Here is a 24089-nt window from a genome sequence, read left to right as displayed (position 1 = left end):
GGGTCAAATTGCCGCGGAAGCCTTTGTAGGTCCCGGTGTGCGCGTCGGTGAGGGTGCTGTTCTGGGAGCTCGCGCGGTGACGGTCAAGGATCTGGCACCTTGGACAGTTTATGCCGGCAATCCGGCCAAGCCGCTCAAGGAGCGGCAGCGTTTCGAACGGACCGACGTGCCGAAACGGGGCTGGCGGGAACCGCTGGATTCCGAGGGCTGATTTCCTGGTCGATTTGGGTCCGTCTGGCGGCTCATTAATTATCAGTAACTACGATCTTTCTAACAGCTATGTTTACAACTGCTTAGAGACAAATCGGGTATTGCTCCATTGTGGTTGCCGCCGACATGAGCCTGGGCGGGTGCATCGGAGAGACTGGGAACGGAATGCTGGCAAGAGATTTCGAGAGTGAATTGCTGGGGAGCCGGGTCGAAGCAACCGCTATCGGTCCGTTTGCCATCGGGCGTCTGCGCTCCCGGGATGCAATTCAACTCGTCGAGGCTGCTGTTAAAAAGCGGCAGAAACTCGATATTGCCATCTGCAACGCCCACACACTCCTGTCTGCAATGGACGATCCCCGATACGCTGCAACACTTCAGAAAATGACACTTCTGAACGACGGCGTCGGCATTAGTCTCGCCAGTAAGCTACTCAGCGAAGAACCCTTTCCGGAGAACCTGAACGGTACGGATCTGATTCCGCGCATCCTGGCGAATATCGGCATTCCGCTGCGGATCTATCTGCTTGGCGCCAAGGACGAACAGGTGCGCCGTGCCAAGGAGCATATCGAGACCGCTTATCCGAAACACCAGGTGGTCGGGTACCGGGACGGATATTTCTCAAACGAGGAAATTGACGGCTTGTGTGAGGGGATCAATGTGGCGAAGCCGGACCTGTTGCTGGTGGCGATGGGCAATCCGCGGCAGGAAAATTTCATCGTGGAAAACCGGGCCGCTTTGTCTGTGCCAGTCGCAATCGGTGTCGGGGCCCTGTTCGACTTCATGTCCGGAGCCGTTGTCCGCGCTCCGAAGATTTTCCAGGCAGCGGGCCTCGAATGGCTGTTCCGGCTGTTGCAGGAACCACGCCGCCTGTTCCGCCGATATGTGATCGGCATTCCGCGCTTCCTGTTTGCGCTCCTGAAAATCAGGTTCTCCGGGTCACGTCGCTCGCATTAGCCTCTGCCGGCAAGGATTTTTCCCAACCGATCGACAAGTGCCTGAATCGTCGGGGCAGTTTCCGCGTCCGGAAGTTTCGGCCGGTCGATCATGATCACGTCTAGCTGCAAGGACCGCGCTGCCTCGATTTTGGCGTAGGACCGGCTGCCGCCGCTGTTTTTCGTCACCACGTGGCTGATGTGCCTTTCTCGAAACAGCGAGATCTCCTCTTCCGCAGATCCAGGTGGACGAGACAGGATCAGTTCCCAGGAGGACGGCAGCGGCGTCTTTGGTGGCTCGATCATCCGCGCGAGACCGAAAACATCGGTTCGATGGCTGAAGCGCTCGATTTCCTTGCGGCCGATAGCCAGAAAAGCGCGGGCACCGGCAGGCAGGGCTGCTGCGGCGTCGTCCATGGTCCGGACATTTGTCCAGCGGTCGGTTTCACCGGATTGCCAGCACGGCCGTTCCAGGCGTACCAGCGGCATTTTGAGTATCCCGGCTGCATCGGCCGCATTGCGGCTCATCTGGGCGGCGAAAGGATGGGTCGCATCGACGATGGCCGTGATCTCTTCGTGTCGCAAATAGGCAAGCAGGCCTTCAGTGCCGCCAAAGCCGCCAACTCGCGTCGGAACACCAAGATCGGGCAGGTCGCGAACCACTCCTGCAAAAGAGGCGGTCAGGCGACTGTCTGGAAGCCTCTCTGCCAGGGTTCTGGCAAGCTGCCGGGCTTCGCTTGTTCCGGCAAGCAGCAGGATATGTTCGGCCCTAGCGGTCAAAGCCGGTTTCTCCCAGAACCTTGCCCTGTCGATCAGTGATCAGCACTTCCACATCCACCGGTGCATCCCGCAGGATTTGACGGACAGCGGTCTTCGTCCGGTGGGCGAGCGGGGCGCTGAGATCGATACCGGCTGCCAGTGACGCATCGAGAACCTCCTTGGCCGTATTGGCCGAGGCGGCCTGTTCGATCAGGTCCGCGGAAGCGTTTGCCTGCCGAAGAAGACCCTGCAGGAATTCAAAGTCGACGGAACTGCGGGCGGAATGCAAGTCGAGCGCGCCCTGCGCCAGCTTGGTGAATTTCGCAAATCCGCCGGCAAGGGTCAGGCGATCCACCGGATGACTGCGCAGGTATTTGAGCAATCCGCCGGCAAAATCACCCATGTCGAGAAAGGCGGTTTCGTCCAGGTCGTAACGGGCTTTTACCGCGTCTTCGGAACTGGCGCCCGTCGCGCCGACCACATGGGACAGCCCGACCGCGCGGGCAACATCGATACCCCGGTGAATGGAGGCGATCCAGGCGGCGCAGGAAAACGGCCGGACGATACCGGTCGTGCCCAGTACGGACAATCCGCCGAGGATGCCGAGCCGGGGGTTCATCGTCTTGAGCGCGAGATCAACTCCACCGTCGATCGATACCGTTATCTCGACATCGCCAGCACCTCCGTGCTGCTGGGCAATCTCTTCGATCGCGGTCCGCATCATCTGCCGTGGAACCGGATTGATGGCAGGTTCTCCAGGCGGGATCGGCAGGCCGGGCCTTGTGACGATGCCGACACCCTCTCCGGCCTTGAAGAGTACACCAGAGCCGGGAGGTAGCAGGCTGACATGTGCACTGACCAGGGCTCCATGTGTCACGTCAGGATCGTCACCAGCATCCTTGATGATGGCGGCGGACGCAGATTTACCAGAAAGTGTGTGGCGGGTGAGGGCAAAGGTGGTTGTTCCACCCTTGGGCAGGGTGATTTCGACCGGATCGGGAAAATCGCCGGTCAAAAGGGCCTGATAGGCCGCCTTGGTGGCTGCTGTCGCACAGGCTCCTGTCGTCCAGCCCCGCCGCAGTTCTTTAGGCTCTTCCTTCGACATGCTCTTTCTATAGACGATGAATTTCCGCTTTGTGCAGATTAGTTTATGTGCGCGATGAAATGTCGTTTTCCCGTCTTTTTTGATCGGCGAAGCGCTTGGCGTTGGCGGGCCACACGGGTAAACAGGAACCATGATTGGTGAAGACGACAACAACACACTGCTTGACGGATTGCCGGGAAGCCTGCCTGGAGGGTTGCCTGTGTTCGAACCCGGCTGGGTTTGGCTTGCCGGTGCGGGGCCAGGTGATCCGGGCCTCTTGACGCTGCATGCGCTCAATGGTCTGCGTCAGGCGGATGTCGTCGTCTTTGACGCCCTTGTCGATCAGAGCATTCTTGCCTGGGTCAAGCCTGGGGCCGTGACAGATTATGCCGGCAAGCGCGGCGGCAAGCCGAGCCCGAAACAGCGCGACATTACGTTGAAGCTGATCGACTATGCCCGCGAAGGCAAAAGGGTGCTTCGTCTCAAGGGAGGAGACCCTTTCGTCTTTGGCCGTGGCGGTGAGGAAGCCCTCGGACTTGTCGAGGCCGGCGTGCCGTTCCGGATCATTCCGGGCATCACGGCCGGTATCGGCGGTCTTGCCTATGCGGGCATTCCCGCAACGCACCGGGACTGCAATCAGGCGGTCACTTTCCTGACCGGTCATGACCAGACGGGCCTGACGCCCGATGCAATCAACTGGGACGGAATTGCCAAAGGCTCGCCCGTTATCGTCATGTATATGGCGATGAAGCATCTGGACGTCATAGCCGGCAAATTGATTGCCGGTGGACGATCTGTGGATGAGCCTGTGGGTATCGTGTGCAATGCGTCGCTTGCGGGGCAGGATGTTCTGGAAACCACACTCGGCCGCTGCGCAGAAGAGGCGAGGGCTGCAGGCATCGAACCTCCCGCGGTCGTTTGTGTCGGTGAGGTCGTCCGCCTGCGCAAGGGCCTCGACTGGCTCGGCGCCCTGTCCGGCAAGGTGCTGCACAGCGATCCGCTAGACCAACGTGAATCCTCCCGTACCGCCGATGCCGGCTGATATTGCCAGGGCAGGAGCCAGCGGCGTTCTGATCGCGGCGCCGTCGTCGGGCGCCGGCAAGACCACCTTGACGCTTGCATTGCTGCGCGCGTTGAAATCCGCGGGGCGCTCTGTCGTCTCGGCCAAATCGGGCCCGGATTATATCGATCCTAAATTCCACGAAGCTGCCAGCGGAGCGCCCTGCATCAACCTGGACGCATGGGCCATGGACAGTGCGACACTGCAGATGCTCGCGCGCCGTCAGTCCGAGGGGCACGACGTTATCGTGGTGGAAGGTGCTATGGGGCTGTTCGATGGCGCGGCCAGCGGCAAGGGCTCGGCGGCCGATCTGGCGGCCAACCTGCATCTGCCGGTGATCCTGGTCGTCGATTGCGGCAAACAGGCCCAGTCGGTCGCAGCGCTTGTTCATGGGTTTCAAAGCTTCCGGCCGGATATCAATCTGGCCGGTGTCATTCTCAACCGGGTCGGAAGCCCGCGTCACGAAGCCATGCTGCGCAAGGCTCTGGCTCCACTGGCTATCGAGGTTCTCGGTGCATTGCCACGGTCGCAGGAACTTGTCCTGCCTGAACGCCATCTTGGGCTTGTCCAGGCCGGAGAACACCCGGATCTGGAAGCCTTCCTGGAAAAGGCCGGCGACCTTTGTGTCCGGCATGTCGACCTGAACCGCCTGGAAGCATTGGCTGTACCGCTGCGGCCTGCCGGTGATGACAGGGAAAACCTGCCCGCACCGCTTGGCCAGTGCATTGCCATTGCCAGGGACGTTGCCTTTGCCTTTTCCTATCCGCATTTGTTGGAGTTCTGGCAAACGCAGGGTGCGAGGCTCGTGTTTTTCTCGCCGCTTGCTGATGAAGCAGCATCACCTGATGCCGACGCAATTTTTCTGCCTGGCGGTTATCCCGAGCTTCATGCTGGAAAGCTGGCAGCGGCAGATACTTTCAGGGACGGCATCTTGACCGCGGCGCATGGCGGCAAGCTGATTTATGGCGAATGCGGTGGCTACATGACACTCGGCAAAGGCATGATCGATGCCGATGGCACCCGCCATGAAATGCTGGGTCTTTTGCCACTGGAAACTTCGTTTCAGACCCGCAAGCGTCACCTCGGCTATCGGAAAGTTACGCCGCTGGGCGGCCTGCCGTGGCAAATGCCGCTTGCGGCCCACGAGTTCCACTATGCCTCCACAATGTCGGAAGGCGGAGCGGAACGGCTGTTTTCGGCGGAAGATGCGGAAGGCACTGAACTGGCGCAAATGGGACTGCGCGTGGGATCAGTCATGGGCTCCTTTGCCCATGTCATTGCGTCGGCCTAGACCACTTCAAGAACAACCAACTCGCAATAAACGTCTTCCTTGGTGTGATAGGGACTGTGGGTGATCTCCAGCGTTCTTGTCTTGCCGTCCTGCTCCAGCTGATCGATCCTGACCTTGAACCCGTCGGCCTCCCAGGCACTGTCGCGCACGGTCAGAACGATGGGAGCGCCGGGTTTGGCGATGCGCAGCAGTTCGTGGATCCCTTCCGGGCCGACGTGGCCGTTGGTGAAGACGCCTGCGCTGACGATGCCGTCATAACTGTCGTCGTCAATGTCGGAGAGCGGGCCCATCATGTCGGCCAGGGAAAGGTTGCGGTAGGTTCCCCGGCTGCGCGAATGCTCCAGCATCGCCGGTGTCAAATCGATGCCGTCAATGGTCAGGGCTGAATTGCGACTGATCAGCTCGCTCCCGACAAGACCAGTGCCGCAGCCGGCGTCCAGCACGAGGGCTGTTTCCGGCACGCGCTTGACCAGCGCTTCCGCTGCAATTTTGGGACCGACATACCCTATGGCCTCAAGCAGATCGTCGTCGTATGTGTCTGCCCAATTCGCGTAAAAGTCGCGTATCGCATCGGGATCGCCGGTGAGAGAAATCGCCTGTTTCAGAAGTGGGTTTTCTTCGTGCATGGCGCGCTCCTGTCTGGCTTGTTTCCCAGCACAATAGGCGAGGGCAGGAGCGCGATGCAAATGACCGATCGCGGTCAGGCAAATCATCGCTCGAGAAACCTGCGAAGCGTTCCGCGACCTTCAACTCGCCACCAGCGGCAGGTAGTGGAAGGTCGCGAAGCTTGAAATTTCCGCCGGTTCCTCAGGCCTTTGCCTTCTTCTTCGGGCGCAGAACATGCACGTGGTCGGCATCGTAAAGGGCGCTGTCGCGGAAATCCGCAGCAGGTTTCAGGGCATGGCCGACGAAGACCAACGCCGTGCGGGTGATCTTGGCGGCACGCACTTCCGCGGCAATTGTCGATAGCGTGCCGTGGATGAAGGCTTCATCCGGCCAGCCGACACGGTAGGCGACGATCACCGGACAATCCGCACCGTAATGCGGTGTCAACTGGCGCTCGACTTCCCGCAGGTTCCGGATCGACAGGTGTATTGCCAGCGTCGCCCCGCTCTTGCCGAGCGTGTCCAGGTCCTCGTTGTTCGGCATCGCCGAAGATTTCATCGCCGTGCGGGTGACGATGATGGTCTGGGCAACTTCCGGGATGGTCAGCTCTGTCTTGAGTGCGGCGGCAGCCGCGGCAAAGGCCGGTACGCCGGGCGTGACGTCATAATCAATACCGAGCGCGTCCAGCCGGCGCATCTGTTCCGCGGTAGCGCCATAGATGGACGGGTCGCCGGAATGAACCCGGGCAACGTTCTGGCCCTTTTCGTGGGCGGCTTTGATCTCCTCGATGATCTCGTCCAGCGTCATTGGAGCCGTGTCGATCACCCGCGCGCCTTCGGGAGCAGCGGCGACGATCTGTTCCGGCACCAGCGAACCCGCATAGAGACAGACCGGACAGGACTGGATGAGTTTCAGGCCGCGGACGGTGATGAGGTCGGGATCACCTGGACCGGCGCCAATGAAATGAACAGTCATGCTTTGTCTTCCGTTTCGAGAATGTCGGCAATATCGGTCGTTTCGTCTTCTGTCCGCGATGAAGGCGCCGCTGCAGCGGGAGCCGGTGTTGAGTTCGTTTCAGCCGCCTTTGGCGCATCGATCCGCTTGGCATAGCCGCGCGGCGTATAGACGAAGGGTTTTCCGTCGCCGCGCATGACGGTGCGTGTGTTGGTCGAGCCGACCAGAACGGTGGTCAGCATGTCGACATCATCGACGCTGAGTGCATGCAGGCTGGTGACACGGATGGTTTCTTCCGGACGGCCGAGATTGCCCCCGAGAATGACCGGGGTCGCCGCCGAGCGATGCTCCAGAAGGATTTCCTTTGCCGCTGCCAGCTGGGTGCGGCGGCGTTTGGACACCGGGTTGTAGAAGGCAATCACGAAATCGCCCTCGGCTGCCGCATGCAGACGTTTTTCGATCGCTTCCCACGGGGTCAGAAGATCGGACAGAGAGATCGCACAGAAATCATGACCGAGCGGCGCACCGATGCGGGCCGAGCAGGCCTGAAGGGCGGAGATGCCCGGCGCGTTGGTGACGCTGACACGCTTGGCGGCATCCGACACGCCGCCATATTCCTCGTTCCGGTGCAACAGCTCATAGACCAGCGAACCCATGGCATAGATGCCGGCATCACCTGAGGAAATCAGCGCGACGTTCTTGCCCTTGCCGGCTTCTTCCAGGGCAAAGCGGACCCGGTCTTCTTCCGCTCCGAGCGGGAAGTTATGGTGGGTCTTTCCGGTGATGTGCTGCTCGACAATGTCCAGATAAAGCGAATAACCGACAACATCGGTCGCCTCGGCCAGAAGCTTGGTGGCTTCCGGTGTGCGCCAGTCGTCTTTGCCCGGGCCGATGCCGATGACCGACAGATGCCCGCGAGCGCGGCCGACCGTGTCGCTGTCGATCCACTTCGGAGATCGCGCAATGGCACAGGTCGCATTTTCGGTTTTCTGTTTCTCAACCTTCAGTGTTCCGAAGGCTCCGGACGCGGCAAGGGCAGCCCCTTCCGAAACGCCGTAACAGCCGACTTCCTTGAAGACGACCGGGGACGGGTTTTTCAGCCGGGGCGTCTCGCGCTGCAGTTCTTCTGCGGAAAAGACGCGCAAGGGCACATCCAGATGCGCGGCCAGAGCATTGACGGCGGCTTCATCTGCCTTGAGGTCGATGGTTGCGATGCACGCAACGGCGCCCTTTGCAATATTGGCACCAGTCAGCTCCGTCTCGACCAGTTCGATTAGTTCGGCCGCATCGCAGCCACGCGCACAGCCGACGCCGACGGCATAGCGTTGCGGGTGGTAGACCAGCCGCGTCGGACCGGCCTCTTCCGGCTGTTCGGTTGCTGACAGCGTGATGGCGGCATCCTCTGCCTGCTGCAGCTTTGCCTCTTTCAGCCAATCGGCCCGGCCTTCCAGGCGCACGGGTGCGCCGGACAGCAATTCGGCCATCACCGGCTTGGCATCTTCCGGGTTGGCAAGGCGCCAGCCGCGCGGCGGCGCATCCAGTGCAACCCCGAGCTTGGTGTCTCCGGCGGTCGTTATCGCCGCATGGCCACCGAGCGCGGCCGCCAGCAGTTTCGCCAGTTCGTTGGCGCCGCGATGGCCACCGAGCAGAGGAACGATACTCTTGCCGTCTTCGGATACGGCAATGACCGGCGGTTCGCTTGTCTTGTCGGACAGGACCGGAGCAAGCGCCCGGATCAGGATGCCACTGGCGCAAAAGCCGACGATCGGATGGCCGGCCTGAAACAGCAGGCGGATATGGTCGATCGTTTCGTTGAACTGGGTGTCCGCCGTCGGCACACGTCCGGCGAGCCCGTGGATGCGGGCTGTCGAAAACCGTCTGGCAATCACTTCGGCAGCGGCAAGGCCGGCCTGGTTCAGGACGAGTAGGATGGGGGAAGCGTCCACGCTTCTTCTCCCTTGTAGATGAGGATCATGGAAAAATAGGGGGCGGTGTCGATCTCGAGATCGATGAGCCGATGCACCTTCTGTTCAGGCAGGCTGGCACGTTCCACGTAACCGGCCTTCTCCAGCAGCCCCATGTCGGAAAGAAGTGTCTTCAGCCGTGTCAGGTGGCGGCCGACCTTCATGATGGCAACCGCCTGGGCTTCTTCGATCTTGCGGCGGATTTCCGCGTCCGGAAGCGGACCGGGAATAACGGTGAGCACATCGTTTCGTGCCGTCAGCGGCCGCCTCAGCTGGGCAGCACAGGCGGTCAGCGAGGTAACTCCGGGCACGATTTCTATCGTGAAGCGGTCGGACAGCCGCTCGAACAGATACATGAACGAGCCGAAAAAGAAGGGGTCTCCTTCGCACAGGGTCACGACATCCTCACCGCTTGCCAGAACGGTGGCGATCTCCTCGGCGGCCTTGTCATAGATCTCCTGGGCCGGAAACCGGTCGACCCGCATCGGAACGACAATCGGGATTTCCCGCACGCCCTTCGGGATCGCGCCGACGGCAATCGAGCGCGCAAAGCTCTCGCCTGTATCGGGTGCGGGATAGGCGATCACCCGGGCCCCGGCGATCAGACGGTGGGCCTTCAGGGTCATCAGCTCCGGGTCACCCGGGCCAAGACCGATGCCATAGAGCGTGCCTGTCATGATTTGGTCAGGCTCCACTGTGTCACGGGCATCAACGGACGCCATCCGGTCAAGCCGCCGACGGCGCTTGCCCGGTGAACGGAAACTTTCTTCAAAGTGCCTCCATGAGACTGATAGGCGGAGAGAAGTATGGCTTCGCTTTCCAGGGTTACCGCATTGGCGACAATCCGGCCGCCTGGGCCAAGCGCGGCAAGGCAAGCCCCGACGACACCGGGTGCCGTCAGGCCGCCGCCGATGAAGATGGCATCCGGCTGTGGCAGACCTTCCAGACCATCAGGAGCGGTGGCATCCAGCAGTTCCAGGTGCGGAACGCCGAGTGCAACAGCGTTTTCGGCGGCCATTTGCCGTCGCTCCACATGAGGCTCAAGTCCGATGGCCCGGGTACGCTCGGCCGCCCGCAACCATTCGATGGCAATCGAGCCGCAACCCGCACCGACATCCCAAAGGAGCGCGCCGGGATGGGGCTTAAGCTCGGCCAGGGTGATGGCGCGGATGTCCTGCTTGGTCATCTTGCCGTCGTGGCGAAAGGCATCGTCGACAAGGCCGGGTGTCCGCGCCCGGAAACGCACTCCAGGGTCGGCAACCACTTCCAGCGCTAGCGTGTGAAAATCGTCGACGCCGGCAGACCAGTCTTCAGCGGTGCCTTCGACACGCCGCTCCTTGCGCCCACCCAGATGCTCCAACACGGTCATCCGGCTGCGCCCATAGCCTTCGTCAGCCAGCAGATCGGCCACCTGCCGGGGCGAATCCGCGTTGCTGGTGAGGCAAAGGATTCGCGCACCAGGATAAAGCGAGGCCCGCAGCAGATCGACGGGACGTCCGTGAACCGACAGGCACTCGGTTTCCTGCAATGCCCACCCCATGCGCGCGGCTGCCAGCTGGAAGGCAGAAGGTGACGGCAGGACGATCAGCTCTTGCGCATTGAAATGTTTCAGCAAGGACGAACCAATGCCGAACCACATGGGATCGCCCGTTGCCAACACCGCGACGCGTTTGTTCGAAAGCGCTGCCAAATCGTCAAACACGCTGGCAAAGGGGCTCGGCCATGTCCGCTTCTCGGCGGTGATCCCCTCCGCCAGTTCCAGATGGCGAGCGCCACCATAAACGATATCAGCGCCTGCCAGCGCGCCTTCGCCACCCGGTGCCAGAACGCCATCTTCGCCCAGGCCGACCAGCGTCAGCCAAGGGCGTTTGTCGGTGCCGGAGGTCATTTGTCCTCCAGACGATAAGGTTTGATTGCCGGTTTTATCGAAAGATCCTGCGGCTTGCCGTCGCCGCTTGGCGCAATGTGCCGGGCACCGCGTGAACGGTGACGGATCGGCTGACCGCCATCATCGTCTGCAGTTAGCTTCGCCGAGCCACCCGGCTGGGACAGGAAACCGCGCGACCGCATGGGTTTTTTGCTGCCCACGGATTTCAGGGTAGATTTTTTGCCGCCGTCCTTCAGGTGGTCTGACGCCATCTTACGCTTCCTCCGGCAGGCCCGCGGCAAGGGCGTTGACCGCAGCCGCAGCCATGGCCGATCCCCCTCGGCGGCCGCGCACGGCCAGAAATGGAAGCTTGAACGGATTTGCGACCAGGGCGTCCTTGGATTCGGCCGCGCCCACGAACCCGACCGGAAAGCCCAGAACCAGCGCCGGCTTCGGTCCACCGGCCGCAATCATTTCAAGCAGGTGAAACAGGGCTGTCGGTGCATTGCCGATGGCAACGATTGCCCCGTCCAGCCTGTCGCGCCACAGGTCGACCGCAGCGGCTGAGCGGGTCGTGCCGAGGGTTTTCGCGAGTACTGGAACCGCGGGGTCGTTCAACGTGCAAACCACGTCGCAGCCAGCGGGAAGGCGGGATCGAATGAGGCCATGGGCCACCATTTCCACATCGCAGAACACAGGCGCGGACCGCGCGAAGGCGTCCTGCGCTGCCGAAAGGATATCTTCCGACCAGGCCAGGTCCTGCGGCAGATCCGTCATGCCACAGGCATGGATCAGCCGCACCGCAACCGGTTTCAGCCCGTCGGGAAGATGAGACAGCTCTGCTTCCGACCTCACGATGGAAAAGGACTGGCGGTAGATCGCCGCCGGATCCTTTTCATAGTCGTAGGTCGGCATGGTTTCGGTGCTCACGGCAGCCTCAGTCTCCGCGGTTCAACGACCGGGGGCCGTGCGGATGGTCTGCGTGCGGGTAGGGGTGGTGGTGATGATCATGATCGTGATCATGCCCGTGAGTATGCCCATGATCATGAGAGTGCCCATGGTGATGGGCGTGATCATGACCATTGTCATGGGAATGATCGTGATGATGGTGACCATGGTCGTGGTGATGATGGCCGCCCGCCTGCACCTGCTTTTCGCAGGCTCCGGTGCAGATTTCATCGCACAATTTGCATTCCGCTTCCGCGCCGAGGCCTTCCACATGGTGGTGGTGGCTTTCCTGGGCCAGACCGACTTCCGCCTCGAAGCCAAGCACCTGTTCGCGGTACTTGCACATCTGGCAGTTCATCAGATTGGCACCCTGCAGGATCTCCTGCACACGATCGGCCATCGTGTCGATGACCTGCGGGTGGTCGTTCAGATAACCGGCTTTCAGAAACTCGATCTCGGGGTGCTTGGCGGCGATTTCATCCGTGGTCGAATAGATCCGCTGCACCAGAACGCCGGTGAACAGGAAATAGGGGAACACGATGACACGCTTGTAGCCGAGCTTGGCTGCATGTTCGAGACCGGGGCCGACCAGCGGGAAGGTGACGCCGGAATAACAGGTTTCCGCCCAGCCGAAGCCAAAGCCTTCCCAAAGCATGCGGGTGATCTTGCAGACGTTGGAATTGGCGTCCGGATCGGAAGCCCCGCGTCCGACCACCATCAGCAGTGTCTCGTGCAGCGGCACGTCACTGTCTGCAGCGTCGATCGCTTCCTGAACGCGGGCCGCGGCGGCTTTCACCATGCGCGTGTCGACAGCCAGTTCGCGGCCGTAGGAGATCGTCATTTCCGGGTGCATGGCCTGATAGGTGTTCAGAACCGAAGGAATGTCGTTCTTGGCGTGACCTGCGGCAAACAGCATGCCCGGCACGGCCAGCACACGGGTGCAGCCGGCCTCGCGCAGCTTGTTCAAGCCGTCATGAATCACCGGGTTGGCGAATTCCAGATAGCCATATTCCACCGGCCAGTCGGGAAACCGGGCCGTCAGGCCTTCCGCCAACTGGGCAAATTGTTTCACGGCACCCTTGTTACGGCTGCCATGGCCGCAGATCATCAGTCCGAGTTTTTCGCTCATTGAGCCGCTTCTCCGGCAGTCTCGTCGTCTTCCGGACGAGCTTCTGGCGCGTCTTCGGCTTTTTTCTGCTTCTTGTCTTTGAGGGCGATGATGCCGGCGACGAGCGCGGCACCGGCAAGGGCTGCTACACCGACCCAGTGGGAGTGACCGGCGAGTTCGCCGAGATGGCCCCCATGGGCAAAGGCGGAGGTAGGCAGCACGGCGGCAAGGCCTGCAAGGATGGTCCGTCTGATCATGTCTCTCCCCAGTGGCTGATACCGGATCGGCAGTGTGGCAACAGGCGTCGGGAAGAATGAAAGCAAACACGCGCAAAAGCCGGCCAGGCCGGTTGATTTGCTGATGCCTTGGACAGCTCCGGCCTTGGCCCCCTGTTTGGGTCAACCTCATCCGGAATCGCTTTCAGTCCCTCCACGGGACGCCGTCAGGTGGCGGCACCTTAGGGGAGCGCCAGTTGGGGATCAAGCATGAAAGCGACATTATTTGGCACGTTCGGACCACCCCCTCGCAGCAATTAATTGCTGTTCAGGCGCAGCCTTTTGCGTCTTTGCTAAACGATGGTTTGTCTTGCGGGCTCTATTGGATTACAGAAGGGCCGCTTTCTTTCTGAAGGATGTGAATTTGGGGCACTTCCGGCGAAAATATCCGGACTTGATGGCAGCAGTCAGGCTTTTGCTGCTGCTGCCGTTCGTGCTGACGGCACTTCTTCCCAAAGGCTTCATGCCGGACGTGCGCGCGGATGGCGGCTTCACGGTCACGCTCTGCACGACGGAAGGCCTGCGCACAGTCACGCTGGATGCAAATGGCGTTGAAATACCGCCGGCATCCGACCAGGACAGCCCCGACGACAAAACCTCACACCACTGCGTTTTTGCCGGTATCGGTGCCCTTGCGGTTCCTGGCAAGGTTTCCTTCGTCTTCGGACAGGAGGAGATCGCCCGCCAGCCGGTGTCTTTCTCCGCGCATGTGTGGACTGCCAGCACATCCCGTGGCCGGAACTTTGCTCGCGCACCGCCGCTCATCGTCTGATCTTCCCGAACCTTCATCTGAATAATGTGAACCCGAAGTCCAGCCGGCCTTTTCTGCCAGGTGCGCTTCGGTGTGGAGATCCCATGAGCAAAATCTCTTCGGGCGCAACGGATGCGTCCACCCCCAGCCGGTTTTACCTTGCCGCCTGGCGCTGGCATTTTTATGCCGGTCTTTATGTCGTGCCGTTTCTGGTCATGCTGGCCGTCACCGGACTTGCAATGATGTATATTTCCATTCTCGACGGCCGTGACGGTGAATACATAAGGGTCGCCGTTTCCGGTGAACCTGTGTCGCTGTCAGGCCAGGCGGAAGCCGCGCTTGCCTCCCGCGGGGAGGAGGCAAACCTGGTGGAATGGATCGGCGCGAAATCTGCCGAGGGAGCAAATGTCTTCCGTGTCGAGGATGCGGGCACCAATTACATGGTTGCCGTTGATCCCTATACGGGCTCGGTCATCGAGAGCTGGGTCCGGCGCGACGGCTGGTACGATCTCCTGAACGACATTCACGGGACACTTCTGATAGGTGACGTCGGCGACCGCCTGATCGAGATCGCGGCCGGCCTTGCCATTGTGCTGGTCGTGACCGGTCTTTACCTGTGGTGGCCACGTGCGGGCAGCGGCTCCGCCTTGGTGCCGGATTTTCGCACCAGTGGCCGTGCACTCTGGAAGAGCTTGCACAAGGTGATTGGGGCCTATGTCTCTCTAGTCCTGCTGGTCTTCCTGGTCAGCGGCCTTTCCTGGGCGGGTGTCTGGGGAGAGAAATTCGTTCAGGCCTGGAGCACGTTTCCCGCCGAAAAATGGTCCAACGTGCCCCTTTCCGATGATACTCACGCATCGATGAACCACGGCGCGATCAAGGATGTGCCCTGGGGACTGGAGCAGACCAGGATGCCGCTGTCCGGTTCAGGCGCCGGCATCGACGCAATAGCTCTGGGCACGCCCGTGGATCTGGACAGTATTGCCGCGTTCGGTCGGCAGATCGGCTATGAGGGGCGGTTCCGGGTCAACTTCCCCGGCAGCGAGACCGGGGTCTGGACTATCAACCAGGATTCCATGAGCAACGATTCGGAAAACCCGACGGTCGACCGCACGGTGCATATTGACCGGTACACTGGCCGGATCCTCGCAGACGTCGGCTTTAAGGACTATTCGCTGCCGGCCAAGGGCATGGCTGTCGGCGTTGCCTTTCACGAAGGCGACATGGGCCTGTGGAATGTGGTGCTCAACACCCTGTTCTGCCTGTCAGTGATCTTTCTGTGTGTCAGCGGGCTGGTCATGTGGTGGCTGCGCCGTCCGAAGGGGGCGGCCCTTCGCATCGTTGCCCCGAAAACACCGGACGACCTGCCGCACTGGCGCGGTGCGATGATCCTGATGCTCGCCATGTCTCTGGCCTTTCCGCTGGTCGGCATCACGCTGCTGAGTGTGCTGGCGCTGGATTATCTCGTCGTCAAACGTGTGCCGATGCTGAGAAAGGCGATCGGTTGAGGAAAACGCAAAGCGCCTGAACAGGCACCCATCCCCTGGGATGGGTGCCTGTCATGACCGCCAACCTCGTGGCAACCATTGGTGTAACCCCGGACGACCGTAAGGAGACCCGGGGCTCACTCGTTTCCAGAGCAAGTGCGAGATGTGGCGCCTTCAGAAAAGCAACACCGGCTTCAGCAAGCTGTATTGCGAATAGGTCCGGGATCAGCGCAGTGATTGTCCGGGGTGATGTTGAAAAACTCTGTGCGTCTGGTGTCAGGTGGCAGCATTCATCTGCTGTCACCCCTCTACTTGTGCCGGATCACCATCAGCGTGATGTCGTCATGAACGGTCTGCGTATCGATATGGGCCTTGAGGTCTGCCAGGATGCCTTCCAGCACCCGCGCCGCATTGGGCGCTGCATTCTGGCGGGCGCTCGCGACCAGCCGGTCCAGGCCGTACAGCACCCCGTCCGGGTCTTCCGCTTCGGTAACACCATCCGTGTAGAGGATGATGATATCCCCCGGGCCGAAAGCCAGTTCTCTGGTTTCAATGAAGGGTTCTATGTCTTCGTCGAGACCGATCAGGAAGCCGAGATCGACCGTGTCGATGATGTCGCAACGGCCATCTTCGCGCAAAATGATCAGTTCCTCATGCTGCCCTGACAAGGTCACCTTGTTCGATTCGAAATCGAGGAAAGACAGGGTCAAATGCTTGTCTGTCTTGGTGCGCTTGAGGTTTCGGCAGATGGCGCTGTTGAGCGCGACCAGGAACTGGCGCGGGTCTGACGGCCCGCGCTCCTGCAGGGCGACCGCGATGGATTGAACCATCAGCATCAGGACACCGCTTTCCAGACCGTGGCCGGTCACGTCGCCGATGCCGACCTTCACCTTGTCGTCCAGCTGCAGCACATCGTAATAGTCGCCGCCGACCTCATCCGCCGGCTCCATGAAGGCCGCGATTTCCAGTTCATGGATACCGCCAAGCTCGTCTTTCGTCGGCAGCACCATCATCTGGATCTGCCGGGCCACCTCGATTTCCGCTCCCAGCCGGAGGTTTTCCGAAGTGAGCTGCTTGTTGAGATGCGCGATTTCCGTATTCGCCTGTTCCAGGTCGACGTTCATCCGGTGAAACCGGGTCGCCTGGTGCCACTGCAGGGCCGTGACCGCGGCCCCGATGGCACCGGCACTGGCAAAATAAAGCAGCAGATACCGGAACGACCATAGGTTGGCGGCAATCGGCTGGCTGATGGTGATCGCCTGGATGCCGCGCACGTCGCCTGTATTCCAGTCTGTCTTGGGGCTTTCCGGGTGGCTGTTGTGACAGGAGACGCAGGCCGCCCCCATCATGACGGGTGAGGCTATCTGGATCTTGCGGTCGAAGATCGAACCTTCATAGGCGATCTCCAGGTCTGCCGGATCACGGCTTTCGCGAAAATCCTTCAGCGCCTTGATCTCGAATGGCGTCAGATTGTGGGATCCACGGTCCAGGAAAGGCAGATCCGACACGAAGCGGTATTGCAGATTATGGTCGTTTCCACCGATCACCTCGCCAAGCTCGATGGAGAGCGTTGCCGGGATCGGGATGCCGCCGGGGGTGTCGTGATATTCATGGGTCGGGGTTATGTCGCCCGGCGCTTCCTGCACCCTGGCAATCACGTTTTGCGCGTAATAGGTCCGGATCTTGCCGATGGCCTGGTCCAGATCGACCGCTTGAGAGCGCAGAGAGGCATCCGAAACGGCGCGCAAGTCCATCCACACCGCAACCGGCAACATGCCAAGGCCGATCAGCACCAGAACAAGGAATACCGCCGGACGTTCGATGAGCGTGAGCCAGAATTTGTCGACGCGGCGGGGATCTGTCTGCTTCATGGGAAAACCTGATTTTCAATATCAATTGAGACGAAATGGGGATCTGCAAGCATGTCTTGAGGGAAACCGGATCAGTGTCGCTATTATACGGTTGTCCGCCGCCACGGCCACAGCCGCAGATGAGATTTTGCAGTCTTGTTTTCAGCACGTTGAGACTGTCTAGTAGGAACGTCGAGTTCCAATGCGCAAGCGGGGCATCATGCAAACTCATCTTGTTTTTACGGTCATTGCAAAAGACCGGCCTGGCCTGGTCGAGCGGATGGCAGACATTATCGCCGGCACCGGTGGCAACTGGATCGAAAGTTCCATGGCCCGGCTCGGCGGCGAATTTGCAGGCATCGTTCGGATTGCGATCGAAGGGTTGCGGGCTGACGAACTGGTGGAAAAGCTGCAGGCCCTTTCCGCCGATGGCATAGACATCACGCTTCGCTCCGACCAGACCGGTGCCGAACTGCCGCAAGGCGCATTCGCCCATCTCGACCTGGTGTCTCAGGACCACCCGGGTATCCTTCGCGATATCACTCGCGTCCTCTCCGAACAGGGTGTCAGCATCGAACACCTGGAAACGGAAGTCGTCACCGGATCCATGCAGGGAGAAGCGCTGTTCAAGGCCTCAGCCGACCTGCGCCTGCCGAGCGGGTTGGATCCGGCAACCTTGAGTGATGCGCTTCAGGAGACGGCAGGAGACCTGATGGCGGATATCAATCTGATTGACTGATGTTGTTCCGTCCTGCCAGACGAAAGCGTTTCGAAACAGGTCTGGCGGGGAGGAGCCTGCGGCAAAATGCTTGATCGCCTTGATTTTTCTGGAGAACTCTGGCTGTCCGCCGGTCCTGGTGGCTGGACCTTCGTGACATTGCCAGCCACATGTGCCGAACAGATCCGGTTTTTCACCGGCGGCCGACAAGGCAGAGCCTGGGGCATGATCAAGGTAAAGGCGCGGATCGGCGTGGCTGAATGGAGCACAACCATCTGGCCGGACAAGGCGTCCGGCTCGTTCCTGCTGCCGGTGAAGGCTGCCGTGCGCAAGAAAGAGAAGATCGCAGCCGGGGACAATGTTGACGTAAGCCTGTGGCTACAGGTGCCGCCAGGCTTTTGAAAGGCGAGGACGGTTTGAACCGCTGTTCTCTTTCAGCCAGTCTCGGCCAGCCGGATCCAGGCGGGCGACTTTAAGCTGCAAGCGCCCAGTCGGCTGCATCCGTCCGCGCGCCGATCAGCGCAAGGCCGTTGGCAACGGACGTCAGCTCGTTGCCACCGGAAATCCGCTCCTGCCCAAACCGCTCGGCGAACTGGCGACGCACGGCAGGCACGAAGGACGTGCCGCCAGTCATGAACACCCGGTCGATATCGGCTTCGCTCAAGCCTGCCTTTTCCAGCGTAACGTCAAGCGCCAGGTCCATCTTCTTCAGGTCCGGCGCGATCCAGCCGTCGAAGTCTGCGCGCTTCACGGTTGCCCGGAAGTCCGAACCGAGCGGTGCAAAGGTCAGTTCCGCCTCGTCTTCGGTTGAGAGTAGCGCCTTCGTTTCCGAAACGGATTTGTAAAGCGGGTAGCCCTGATCCTCTTCCACAAGGTCGATGAAGAGCTCGATCTTCTCCGGCTCGATGCAGTAGCGCAGCAGCTTCTTCATTTCCTTGAAATCATCGGAGGTCTTGAAGATCGACAGCATGTGCCAGCGGGCGAAATTGGAAAAGAGGTTGGGCGGGATCTCCAGGATCTTGCCCATGCTCTGGTAGCTGGTGCCCTTGCCGAGCTTCGGCAGCACCACATTGTCGATGATGCGGTAATCGAACGTATCCCCGGCAATGCCGACACCGCCACGGCCAAGCGGCGTGGCCTTCAGGTGCCCGGCTTCTGTTTCGAACCGCATGATCGAATAGTCGGTGGTACCACCGCCAAGATCGGCAACCAGGATGGTCGTATCCTGTTCCAGCGATTGCGCATAGGAAAAGGCGGCGCCGACAGGCTCCATCACAAAGAGGATGTCTTCAAAACCAACCTTCTGAAACGCCTTGCGGTACCGCTCCATCGCCAGAGCCTCATCCGGATTGTGCCCGGCAAACTCCACCGGCCGGCCGACGACAAGCCGCGTCGCCGCCGGATCAAACGCGGCTCCGGCCCGCTCGAACGCCCGCAGCAGAAACGTCGCCATCAGGTCTTCGAATTCAAACCGGACACCGAACACGCCTGTGCCCTTGAAAACCCGGCTCGCCGCAAACGTCTTCAGCGACTGGATGAACCGTACGTCCCCAAAGCTCTCCAGAAACTGCCGGATCGCCCAGGGCCCAACCTCCGCATTCAGTGCCTTGGCCGGCCCACGGTCGAGAAAACTGAGCACGGTCGGAAGCGACGTGAAACTGTCGTTGCCATCAACAAAACTGATCGGCTCAGTCGCCCCCACTGCCTGCGCAGAAACCGCGACCGTGTTGGAGGTGCCGAAGTCGAGGCCGATGGTCTGTTTCATGGCGAAATCCTCTTGAAAACGATAAGCCGGTGCTACTGCCGATTCACGACTGTGCAGCACTCGTCCGGCCGTACTTGATCGCAGAGTGCATCAAGGCGATCGGGTCGCGGTAATTCTCTGAAAATGGAATGGGGGTGCGGGATAGGCGGGAACAGACGGAAAAGCAAGCGGAAAATGGCCGGTTTCCATGCAGTCCATCCAGCAAACGTGAGCAAGTCAGTCATTGAGCCGTGAGGACTGTGAGGTGAAAAGGATTAGCTGGAAAATGGTGTCAGCCGCTTGTCCTCAGGACATGGCATTTTGGATGACTGCTTTGTACAGACCATTCGCAGCGTAATCGCACCCAATAAACAGGTTCCGTGATCGTGACATTCTGACACTATGTTGCTGTGCGGAAATCCGTTATGTTAAAATCTGTCGCCAAATGGACATGGACTGACTAAAGGTCTAATCAAGACAGCCGGTTGACGTCCGGACCGGGCGTCAGCAGAGATCAGTAACTGCAGATTGGCAACATGCACTCAGAACCTTTGCGCCAGGGCCTAAAACGCCAATTCGCGATCACTTTCGCCCTGATCGTCCGCGAGATGACCACTCGTTACGGCAACAAGTTCGGCGGCTACATGTGGGCGGTGCTGGATCCGGTGTTGACGATTGCAATTCTAACAACAGTGTTCTCTGCGGTCGCTCATGTCCCGCCGCTGGGAAGAAGTTTCACACTGTTTTTTGCTACCGGTTACATTGCGTTTTACATGTATCGATCGACTTCCGAGCAAGTTGGTTCGGCAGTAGAGGCAAATAGAGCGTTGTTGAATTACCCGGTTGTTCGACCGTATGATACGATTATTGGTCGAATTTGTTTGCAGATAGCTACGCTTTTCGTCGTAAATGCTCTTCTTTTTGGGGTGCTTTATTTCGTGGTTCCGTTTGAGCGTATCGACTTGGCACCTATCTTCCTGGCTTCCCTGATTGCAATTGCACTTGGTGCAGGAGTAGGGGCTTCGAACATCGTATGGTTTCATTTGAGCAGTACCTACCAGCAGATCTGGGGAATTATTAACCGGCCGGCATTCATAGTTTCCGGAGTGTTTTTCCTGCCAGACACCGTTCCGCATCCTTTCAGGGAATGGCTCATGTGGAACCCGTTGGTTCATATTATTGGCCTTTTCCGAACCGGGTTCTATCCTACCTACCGGGCTTCTTATGTCGACATGCCTTACATCGTAGGGCTAACCGTGTTTTCGATTGTTTTCGGCTTCTTTCTGGTTTGGCTTTATGATGCACAACTGCGGGAGCCGAAATGATCAGATTGGATCGTCTTACCAAACGCTTCAAGCTCAAGGGAGAGATGCGTTATATCGCCAAGGATGTGTCGTTCACTGTTCCCAGAGGCAACAGCATTGGGTTGCTTGGCCGCAACGGCGCCGGTAAATCCACCCTCCTCAGGCTTATTGCTGGAACGATCAAGCCCACTTCCGGGCGGATTATTCGTCTCGCCAACGTGTCGTTTCCTCTCGGTTTTCAGGGCAGTTTCAATGGATCGTTGACCGGAGAGCAGAATGTTCGCTTCGTTGCCCGCATTTATGGACACGACACGGAAGCGCTGGTCGATTATGTGCAGGATTTCGCCGAACTCGGAAAATCCTACTACATGCCGGTGAAAAGCTATTCCTCCGGGATGAAGGCGCGGCTGGCCTTTGGCGTCAGCATGGGGATCGATTTTGACTATTATCTGGTTGACGAAATCACCGCAGTCGGCGACTCGAACTTCAGAAAAAAATGCAAACTGGTTTTTGAAGAAAAACTCCAGAATTCCGACATCATCATGGTGTCTCATTCAAATGCTTCGCTTAAAGAGTACTGCACGACTGGAATTGTGTTAGAAGATGGGAACTTAACCTTTTTTAACGATATTGACGATGCAATTAACATGCACAATGACAACATGGCACGCCGATAGGCCGGTCTCTGATTACTTGAAGGTTTGATTGAACATGTCAGCTGTCGAAAAAATCCCTGGAGAAAAAACCGACGAGATCAGTCAGGGAACGGTGTTCAATCTTCCGTCGAAAAAGGGAGCTGCCGTCGCCAAGACAAAATCGAAGGACGGCAAACTCATTACGAGGCTGAAAAAGTCCGGCCTCGATCCGCAGAAGCTGCTTGATCTGGCGTTGCCAGGGGCGACCGCGAAATCCGCGACCAAGATGCGGCACAGGATGATCCTGTTGGGCTTCATGCTGTTTGTTGCAATGCCTGCCGCCGCATTTTCCGCTTATATGTTTTTCTGGGCAAGCGACCAATATCACAGCATGACGGCATTTGCTGTCCGCAGTTCCCAGCCCGTCGCGGCGACTGAAGTGCTTGGCATGGTGATGGGAAATGCCGGAGGCGAGTCGGCAACTTCGAATAGCTATATCGTTACGGACTATCTCCAAAGCCAATCCGTGTTGGAGGACCTTCCGGAAAATCTGGATTTGCAGACCATCTTCAATCGCGAATCCTCGGATTTTCTGTTCAGCATGGGCAGCGATCTGCCGATTGAAGACCGCTTGAGTTACTGGAACGACATGGTCGACGTCAGTTTTGATGCGACCTCAGGGGTCATTCAGGTTGAAGTGCGCAGCTTCCGACCTGAGGATTCGGTCGAGATCGCCAAGGCAATCCTCAAGCGCAGCGAAATACTCGTTAATCAGCTTTCAGAGGCAAACAGGCGAGAAACCGTACGTTTTGCGGAAGAAAGCGTTGCGCGCGCCGAGGCACGCCTGAAAGCAATTCGCAAGCAAATGCTTGCATACAGGAATGAGACACAGGAAGTCAGCCCGGAAGAAAATGCGCGTTTGGCTTCGGAAATGATTGCCGGTTTGGATCAACAAAGGGCAAGCCGGGAAGCGGAAAAAAAGACCCTGATGAGTTACCTGGACGAGGACTCACCGCGCATCCGGCTGCTGAACCAGCAAATCGAAGCCCTGGAAGGTCAGATTTCAAGTGCACGTGAACGCCTTGGCTCCGGTACATCGCCGTCTGGCTCTTCAGGTACGAACAGGACAGCACTTTCCTTCCGTCTTGCTGATTATTCGGAACTTGCATTGGAAGAAGAATTTGCACAGCAACTGTATGTAACGTCACTTGCCAGCCTGGAAACGGCTCGTCAGGAGGCTGACAGCAAACATCTTTATCTTGCGACATTCATCCAGCCGACCCTCTCAGAAGACGCACAGTATCCACACCGTTTGTTATATTCTCTTGCCTCATTTTTGCTGTTGGCTGGAGCGTGGTCTGTCATGGTCTTGATGTATTACAATGTTAGGGACAGAACGTGACGCAGCACAATCAGCTGCGGTGCTGTTTGTGACTCCAAAAAGAATACAGAAACCGTGCGATGTGCCCGGAAATCTCACTTATGCGACCTATTTCAACTAGCGGAAGAAGTACGCGGGGCTGATGTCGTCAGAGATGAAGCGGCTTCGGGAGCTGGCGCAGGAGAATGCGCGACTGAAGAAGATCGTCGCGGACCTGTCTTTCGACAAGGACATGCTTCAGGACATCTTCAAACGAAAGCTCTGAAGCCTGCCCGGAAGAGAATGCTGGTCGACGAGATACGATCGGACTGGTCGATGCCATTCGCCGTGCCTGCGCGGTGATCCGGTTTGATCCGACGACCTATCGCAACAGAATCCCGTCGATCCGGGCAGGCCGCTTTGGAACAGCGTATCAGGGAGATTTGCCAAACCCGCGTCCGGTTCGGATACCGGCGCGTGCATGTTTTGTTGCTTCGGGAAGTCTGGTTCATCAACATGAAGAAAACACGGCGGATCTACAACGAGTTGGGCTTGCAACTGAGGAACAAGCATCCCAAGCTTCCGGGAAGACAGGCAGGAAGCTGTTGGACCGAATGATGTCTGGGCCATGGATTTTGTGCATGACTAGCTCGCGACCGGTCGGATCCGCGTTTTGACAGTGAGCGGCACCTACTCCCGCTATGTGCCGACACTTAATCCCCGCTTCAGTTACTGCGGCGAGGATGTGGTGAGAACCTTGGAAACCGTCTGCACCCGTATTGGCTATCCGAAGACAATCCGCATCGATCAAGGCTCTGAGTTCATTTCGCGAGACCCCGATCTATGGGCCTATCGAAGGGGCGTTACGCGACTTCTCCAGGCCGGGGAAACCGACGGACGACGCCTTTCATCGAGGCCTTCAACGGACGGTTCAGGGTGGAGTGCCTGAATGCACACTGGTTTCTGAGCGTTGCAGATGGAGCTGAAAAGTTGGAGGATTGGCGCAAGGACTACAACGAACACAGACCTCATGGTGCCATCGGCAACAAGGTGCCGTTGGACCTGATGAAATCAGAACCCGCAGCCAGCCCGTGTTCCTGATTTGGTCCGGAAAACTCTAGTCCACCCCGAGGGCAAGTTGTGTAGCACTCCAGTTTTCGTGTCCTTCGTTGCTGCAACCTCATC

23 protein-coding genes and 2 pseudogenes are annotated in these 24089 nt (G+C 59.0%); 12 read left to right on the top strand and 13 right to left on the bottom strand.

All coding sequences use genetic code 11. From position 1 onward, the window contains the following. Position 1 precedes the first annotated feature (1 nt). Both ACYQ54_RS12780 and ACYQ54_RS12775 read left to right on the top strand, forming a co-directional pair. Positions 2-211, top strand: a pseudogene (locus tag ACYQ54_RS12780) (LbetaH domain-containing protein); the annotation flags it as partial. 164 nt (positions 212-375) lie between these two features. After that, positions 376-1164, top strand: a complete 789-nt coding sequence (locus ACYQ54_RS12775) for a WecB/TagA/CpsF family glycosyltransferase (protein WP_460082795.1) — start codon at positions 376-378, stop codon at positions 1162-1164. Here the strand turns inward: ACYQ54_RS12775 and ACYQ54_RS12770 are convergent. Both ACYQ54_RS12770 and ACYQ54_RS12765 read right to left on the bottom strand, forming a co-directional pair. Beyond that, on the bottom strand, positions 1161-1922 hold the full coding sequence (locus ACYQ54_RS12770; protein ID WP_460082793.1) for a cobalt-precorrin-6A reductase: 762 nt from the start codon (positions 1920-1922) through the stop codon (positions 1161-1163). The two genes, ACYQ54_RS12775 and ACYQ54_RS12770, sit on opposite strands and share 4 nt — an antisense overlap. Next, on the bottom strand, positions 1912-3006 hold the full coding sequence (locus ACYQ54_RS12765; RefSeq protein WP_460082791.1) for a cobalt-precorrin-5B (C(1))-methyltransferase: 1095 nt from the start codon (positions 3004-3006) through the stop codon (positions 1912-1914). The genes ACYQ54_RS12770 and ACYQ54_RS12765 overlap by 11 nt, the downstream gene beginning before the upstream one ends. A 130-nt stretch (positions 3007-3136) precedes the next feature. On the opposite strand from ACYQ54_RS12765, the gene cobA reads away from it, so the two are divergent. Both cobA and ACYQ54_RS12755 read left to right on the top strand, forming a co-directional pair. Continuing rightward, entirely contained in the window at positions 3137-4027 is an 891-nt protein-coding gene (cobA, locus tag ACYQ54_RS12760) for a uroporphyrinogen-III C-methyltransferase (RefSeq protein ID WP_460082788.1), read from the top strand. Continuing rightward, positions 4017-5336 carry a cobyrinate a,c-diamide synthase gene (locus ACYQ54_RS12755; RefSeq protein WP_460082787.1) on the top strand — a complete coding sequence of 440 codons (1320 nt, stop codon included), beginning with the start codon at positions 4017-4019 and terminating at the stop codon, positions 5334-5336. The genes cobA and ACYQ54_RS12755 overlap by 11 nt, the downstream gene beginning before the upstream one ends. On the opposite strand, the gene ACYQ54_RS12750 is transcribed toward ACYQ54_RS12755, so the two are convergent. From ACYQ54_RS12750 to ACYQ54_RS12710, 9 genes are all read right to left on the bottom strand, one after another. Continuing rightward, positions 5333-5962, bottom strand: a complete 630-nt coding sequence (locus ACYQ54_RS12750) for a class I SAM-dependent DNA methyltransferase (protein WP_460082784.1) — start codon at positions 5960-5962, stop codon at positions 5333-5335. The two genes, ACYQ54_RS12755 and ACYQ54_RS12750, sit on opposite strands and share 4 nt — an antisense overlap. 181 nt (positions 5963-6143) lie before the next feature. Then, positions 6144-6917, bottom strand: coding sequence for a precorrin-4 C(11)-methyltransferase (cobM, locus tag ACYQ54_RS12745; RefSeq protein ID WP_460082781.1), 774 nt, complete (start codon positions 6915-6917; stop codon positions 6144-6146). Then, positions 6914-8842, bottom strand: a complete 1929-nt coding sequence (gene cobJ, locus ACYQ54_RS12740) for a precorrin-3B C(17)-methyltransferase (protein ID WP_460082778.1) — start codon at positions 8840-8842, stop codon at positions 6914-6916. Before cobJ ends, cobM begins: the two co-directional genes overlap by 4 nt. Further along, the gene (cobI, locus tag ACYQ54_RS12735) at positions 8812-9537 is read right to left on the bottom strand and encodes a precorrin-2 C(20)-methyltransferase (RefSeq protein WP_460082776.1); all 726 of its coding nucleotides are present in this window, start codon (positions 9535-9537) and stop codon (positions 8812-8814) included. Before cobI ends, cobJ begins: the two co-directional genes overlap by 31 nt. Beyond that, positions 9534-10748 (bottom strand): precorrin-6y C5,15-methyltransferase (decarboxylating) subunit CbiE, encoded by a 1215-nt coding sequence (gene cbiE / locus ACYQ54_RS12730; protein WP_460082773.1) that lies wholly within the window; start codon positions 10746-10748, stop codon positions 9534-9536. The genes cobI and cbiE overlap by 4 nt, the downstream gene beginning before the upstream one ends. Then, on the bottom strand, positions 10745-10999 hold the full coding sequence (locus tag ACYQ54_RS12725) for a hypothetical protein (RefSeq protein ID WP_460082770.1): 255 nt from the start codon (positions 10997-10999) through the stop codon (positions 10745-10747). The genes cbiE and ACYQ54_RS12725 overlap by 4 nt, the downstream gene beginning before the upstream one ends. A 1-nt stretch (position 11000) precedes the next feature. Then, positions 11001-11642, bottom strand: a complete 642-nt coding sequence (locus ACYQ54_RS12720; protein WP_460084790.1) for a precorrin-8X methylmutase — start codon at positions 11640-11642, stop codon at positions 11001-11003. A 22-nt stretch (positions 11643-11664) separates the two neighbouring features. Further along, entirely contained in the window at positions 11665-12804 is a 1140-nt protein-coding gene (locus tag ACYQ54_RS12715; RefSeq protein WP_460082768.1) for a sirohydrochlorin chelatase, read from the bottom strand. Next, the gene (locus tag ACYQ54_RS12710; RefSeq protein ID WP_460082765.1) at positions 12801-13040 is read right to left on the bottom strand and encodes a DUF6732 family protein; all 240 of its coding nucleotides are present in this window, start codon (positions 13038-13040) and stop codon (positions 12801-12803) included. Before ACYQ54_RS12710 ends, ACYQ54_RS12715 begins: the two co-directional genes overlap by 4 nt. 415 nt (positions 13041-13455) lie before the next feature. Between ACYQ54_RS12710 and ACYQ54_RS12705 the strand changes: the two genes are divergently transcribed. Both ACYQ54_RS12705 and ACYQ54_RS12700 read left to right on the top strand, forming a co-directional pair. Beyond that, positions 13456-13830 (top strand): DUF2946 family protein, encoded by a 375-nt coding sequence (locus ACYQ54_RS12705; protein WP_460082763.1) that lies wholly within the window; start codon positions 13456-13458, stop codon positions 13828-13830. A gap of 83 nt (positions 13831-13913) precedes the next feature. Continuing rightward, complete coding sequence (locus tag ACYQ54_RS12700) at positions 13914-15314, top strand: PepSY-associated TM helix domain-containing protein (protein ID WP_460082760.1); 1401 nt, start codon at positions 13914-13916, stop codon at positions 15312-15314. Between the two features lie 287 nt (positions 15315-15601). Here the strand turns inward: ACYQ54_RS12700 and ACYQ54_RS12695 are convergent, their stop codons facing one another. Then, positions 15602-17164: a SpoIIE family protein phosphatase gene (locus ACYQ54_RS12695; protein WP_460082758.1), complete on the bottom strand. Its 1563-nt coding sequence runs from the start codon at positions 17162-17164 to the stop codon at positions 15602-15604. A gap of 199 nt (positions 17165-17363) precedes the next feature. On the opposite strand from ACYQ54_RS12695, the gene ACYQ54_RS12690 reads away from it, so the two are divergent. Further along, positions 17364-17882, top strand: a complete 519-nt coding sequence (locus ACYQ54_RS12690) for a glycine cleavage system transcriptional repressor (RefSeq protein ID WP_460082756.1) — start codon at positions 17364-17366, stop codon at positions 17880-17882. A 66-nt stretch (positions 17883-17948) separates the two neighbouring features. Continuing rightward, positions 17949-18263: a DUF1905 domain-containing protein gene (locus ACYQ54_RS12685; protein WP_460082754.1), complete on the top strand. Its 315-nt coding sequence runs from the start codon at positions 17949-17951 to the stop codon at positions 18261-18263. A 70-nt stretch (positions 18264-18333) separates the two neighbouring features. On the opposite strand, the gene ACYQ54_RS12680 is transcribed toward ACYQ54_RS12685, so the two are convergent. Continuing rightward, positions 18334-19626: an Hsp70 family protein gene (locus ACYQ54_RS12680; protein WP_460082753.1), complete on the bottom strand. Its 1293-nt coding sequence runs from the start codon at positions 19624-19626 to the stop codon at positions 18334-18336. Between the two features lie 515 nt (positions 19627-20141). Between ACYQ54_RS12680 and ACYQ54_RS12675 the strand changes: the two genes are divergently transcribed. The 4 genes and pseudogenes from ACYQ54_RS12675 to ACYQ54_RS12660 all read left to right on the top strand — a co-directional run. After that, on the top strand, positions 20142-20930 hold the full coding sequence (locus ACYQ54_RS12675) for an ABC transporter permease (protein WP_460082751.1): 789 nt from the start codon (positions 20142-20144) through the stop codon (positions 20928-20930). Next, the gene (locus tag ACYQ54_RS12670; protein ID WP_460082750.1) at positions 20927-21586 is read left to right on the top strand and encodes an ABC transporter ATP-binding protein; all 660 of its coding nucleotides are present in this window, start codon (positions 20927-20929) and stop codon (positions 21584-21586) included. Before ACYQ54_RS12675 ends, ACYQ54_RS12670 begins: the two co-directional genes overlap by 4 nt. Before the next feature lie 34 nt (positions 21587-21620). Then, positions 21621-22946 carry an RkpR, polysaccharide export protein gene (locus ACYQ54_RS12665; protein ID WP_460082748.1) on the top strand — a complete coding sequence of 442 codons (1326 nt, stop codon included), beginning with the start codon at positions 21621-21623 and terminating at the stop codon, positions 22944-22946. Between the two features lie 73 nt (positions 22947-23019). After that, positions 23020-24005 (top strand): annotated as a pseudogene (locus ACYQ54_RS12660) (IS3 family transposase); the annotation flags it as partial. Positions 24006-24089: the final 84 nt, after the last annotated feature.

This window comes from Roseibium sp. LAB1 (genome assembly GCF_054658235.1).
Note: the sequence above shows the minus strand (reverse complement) of the source record. Positions and strands in the feature narration are given on the sequence as shown.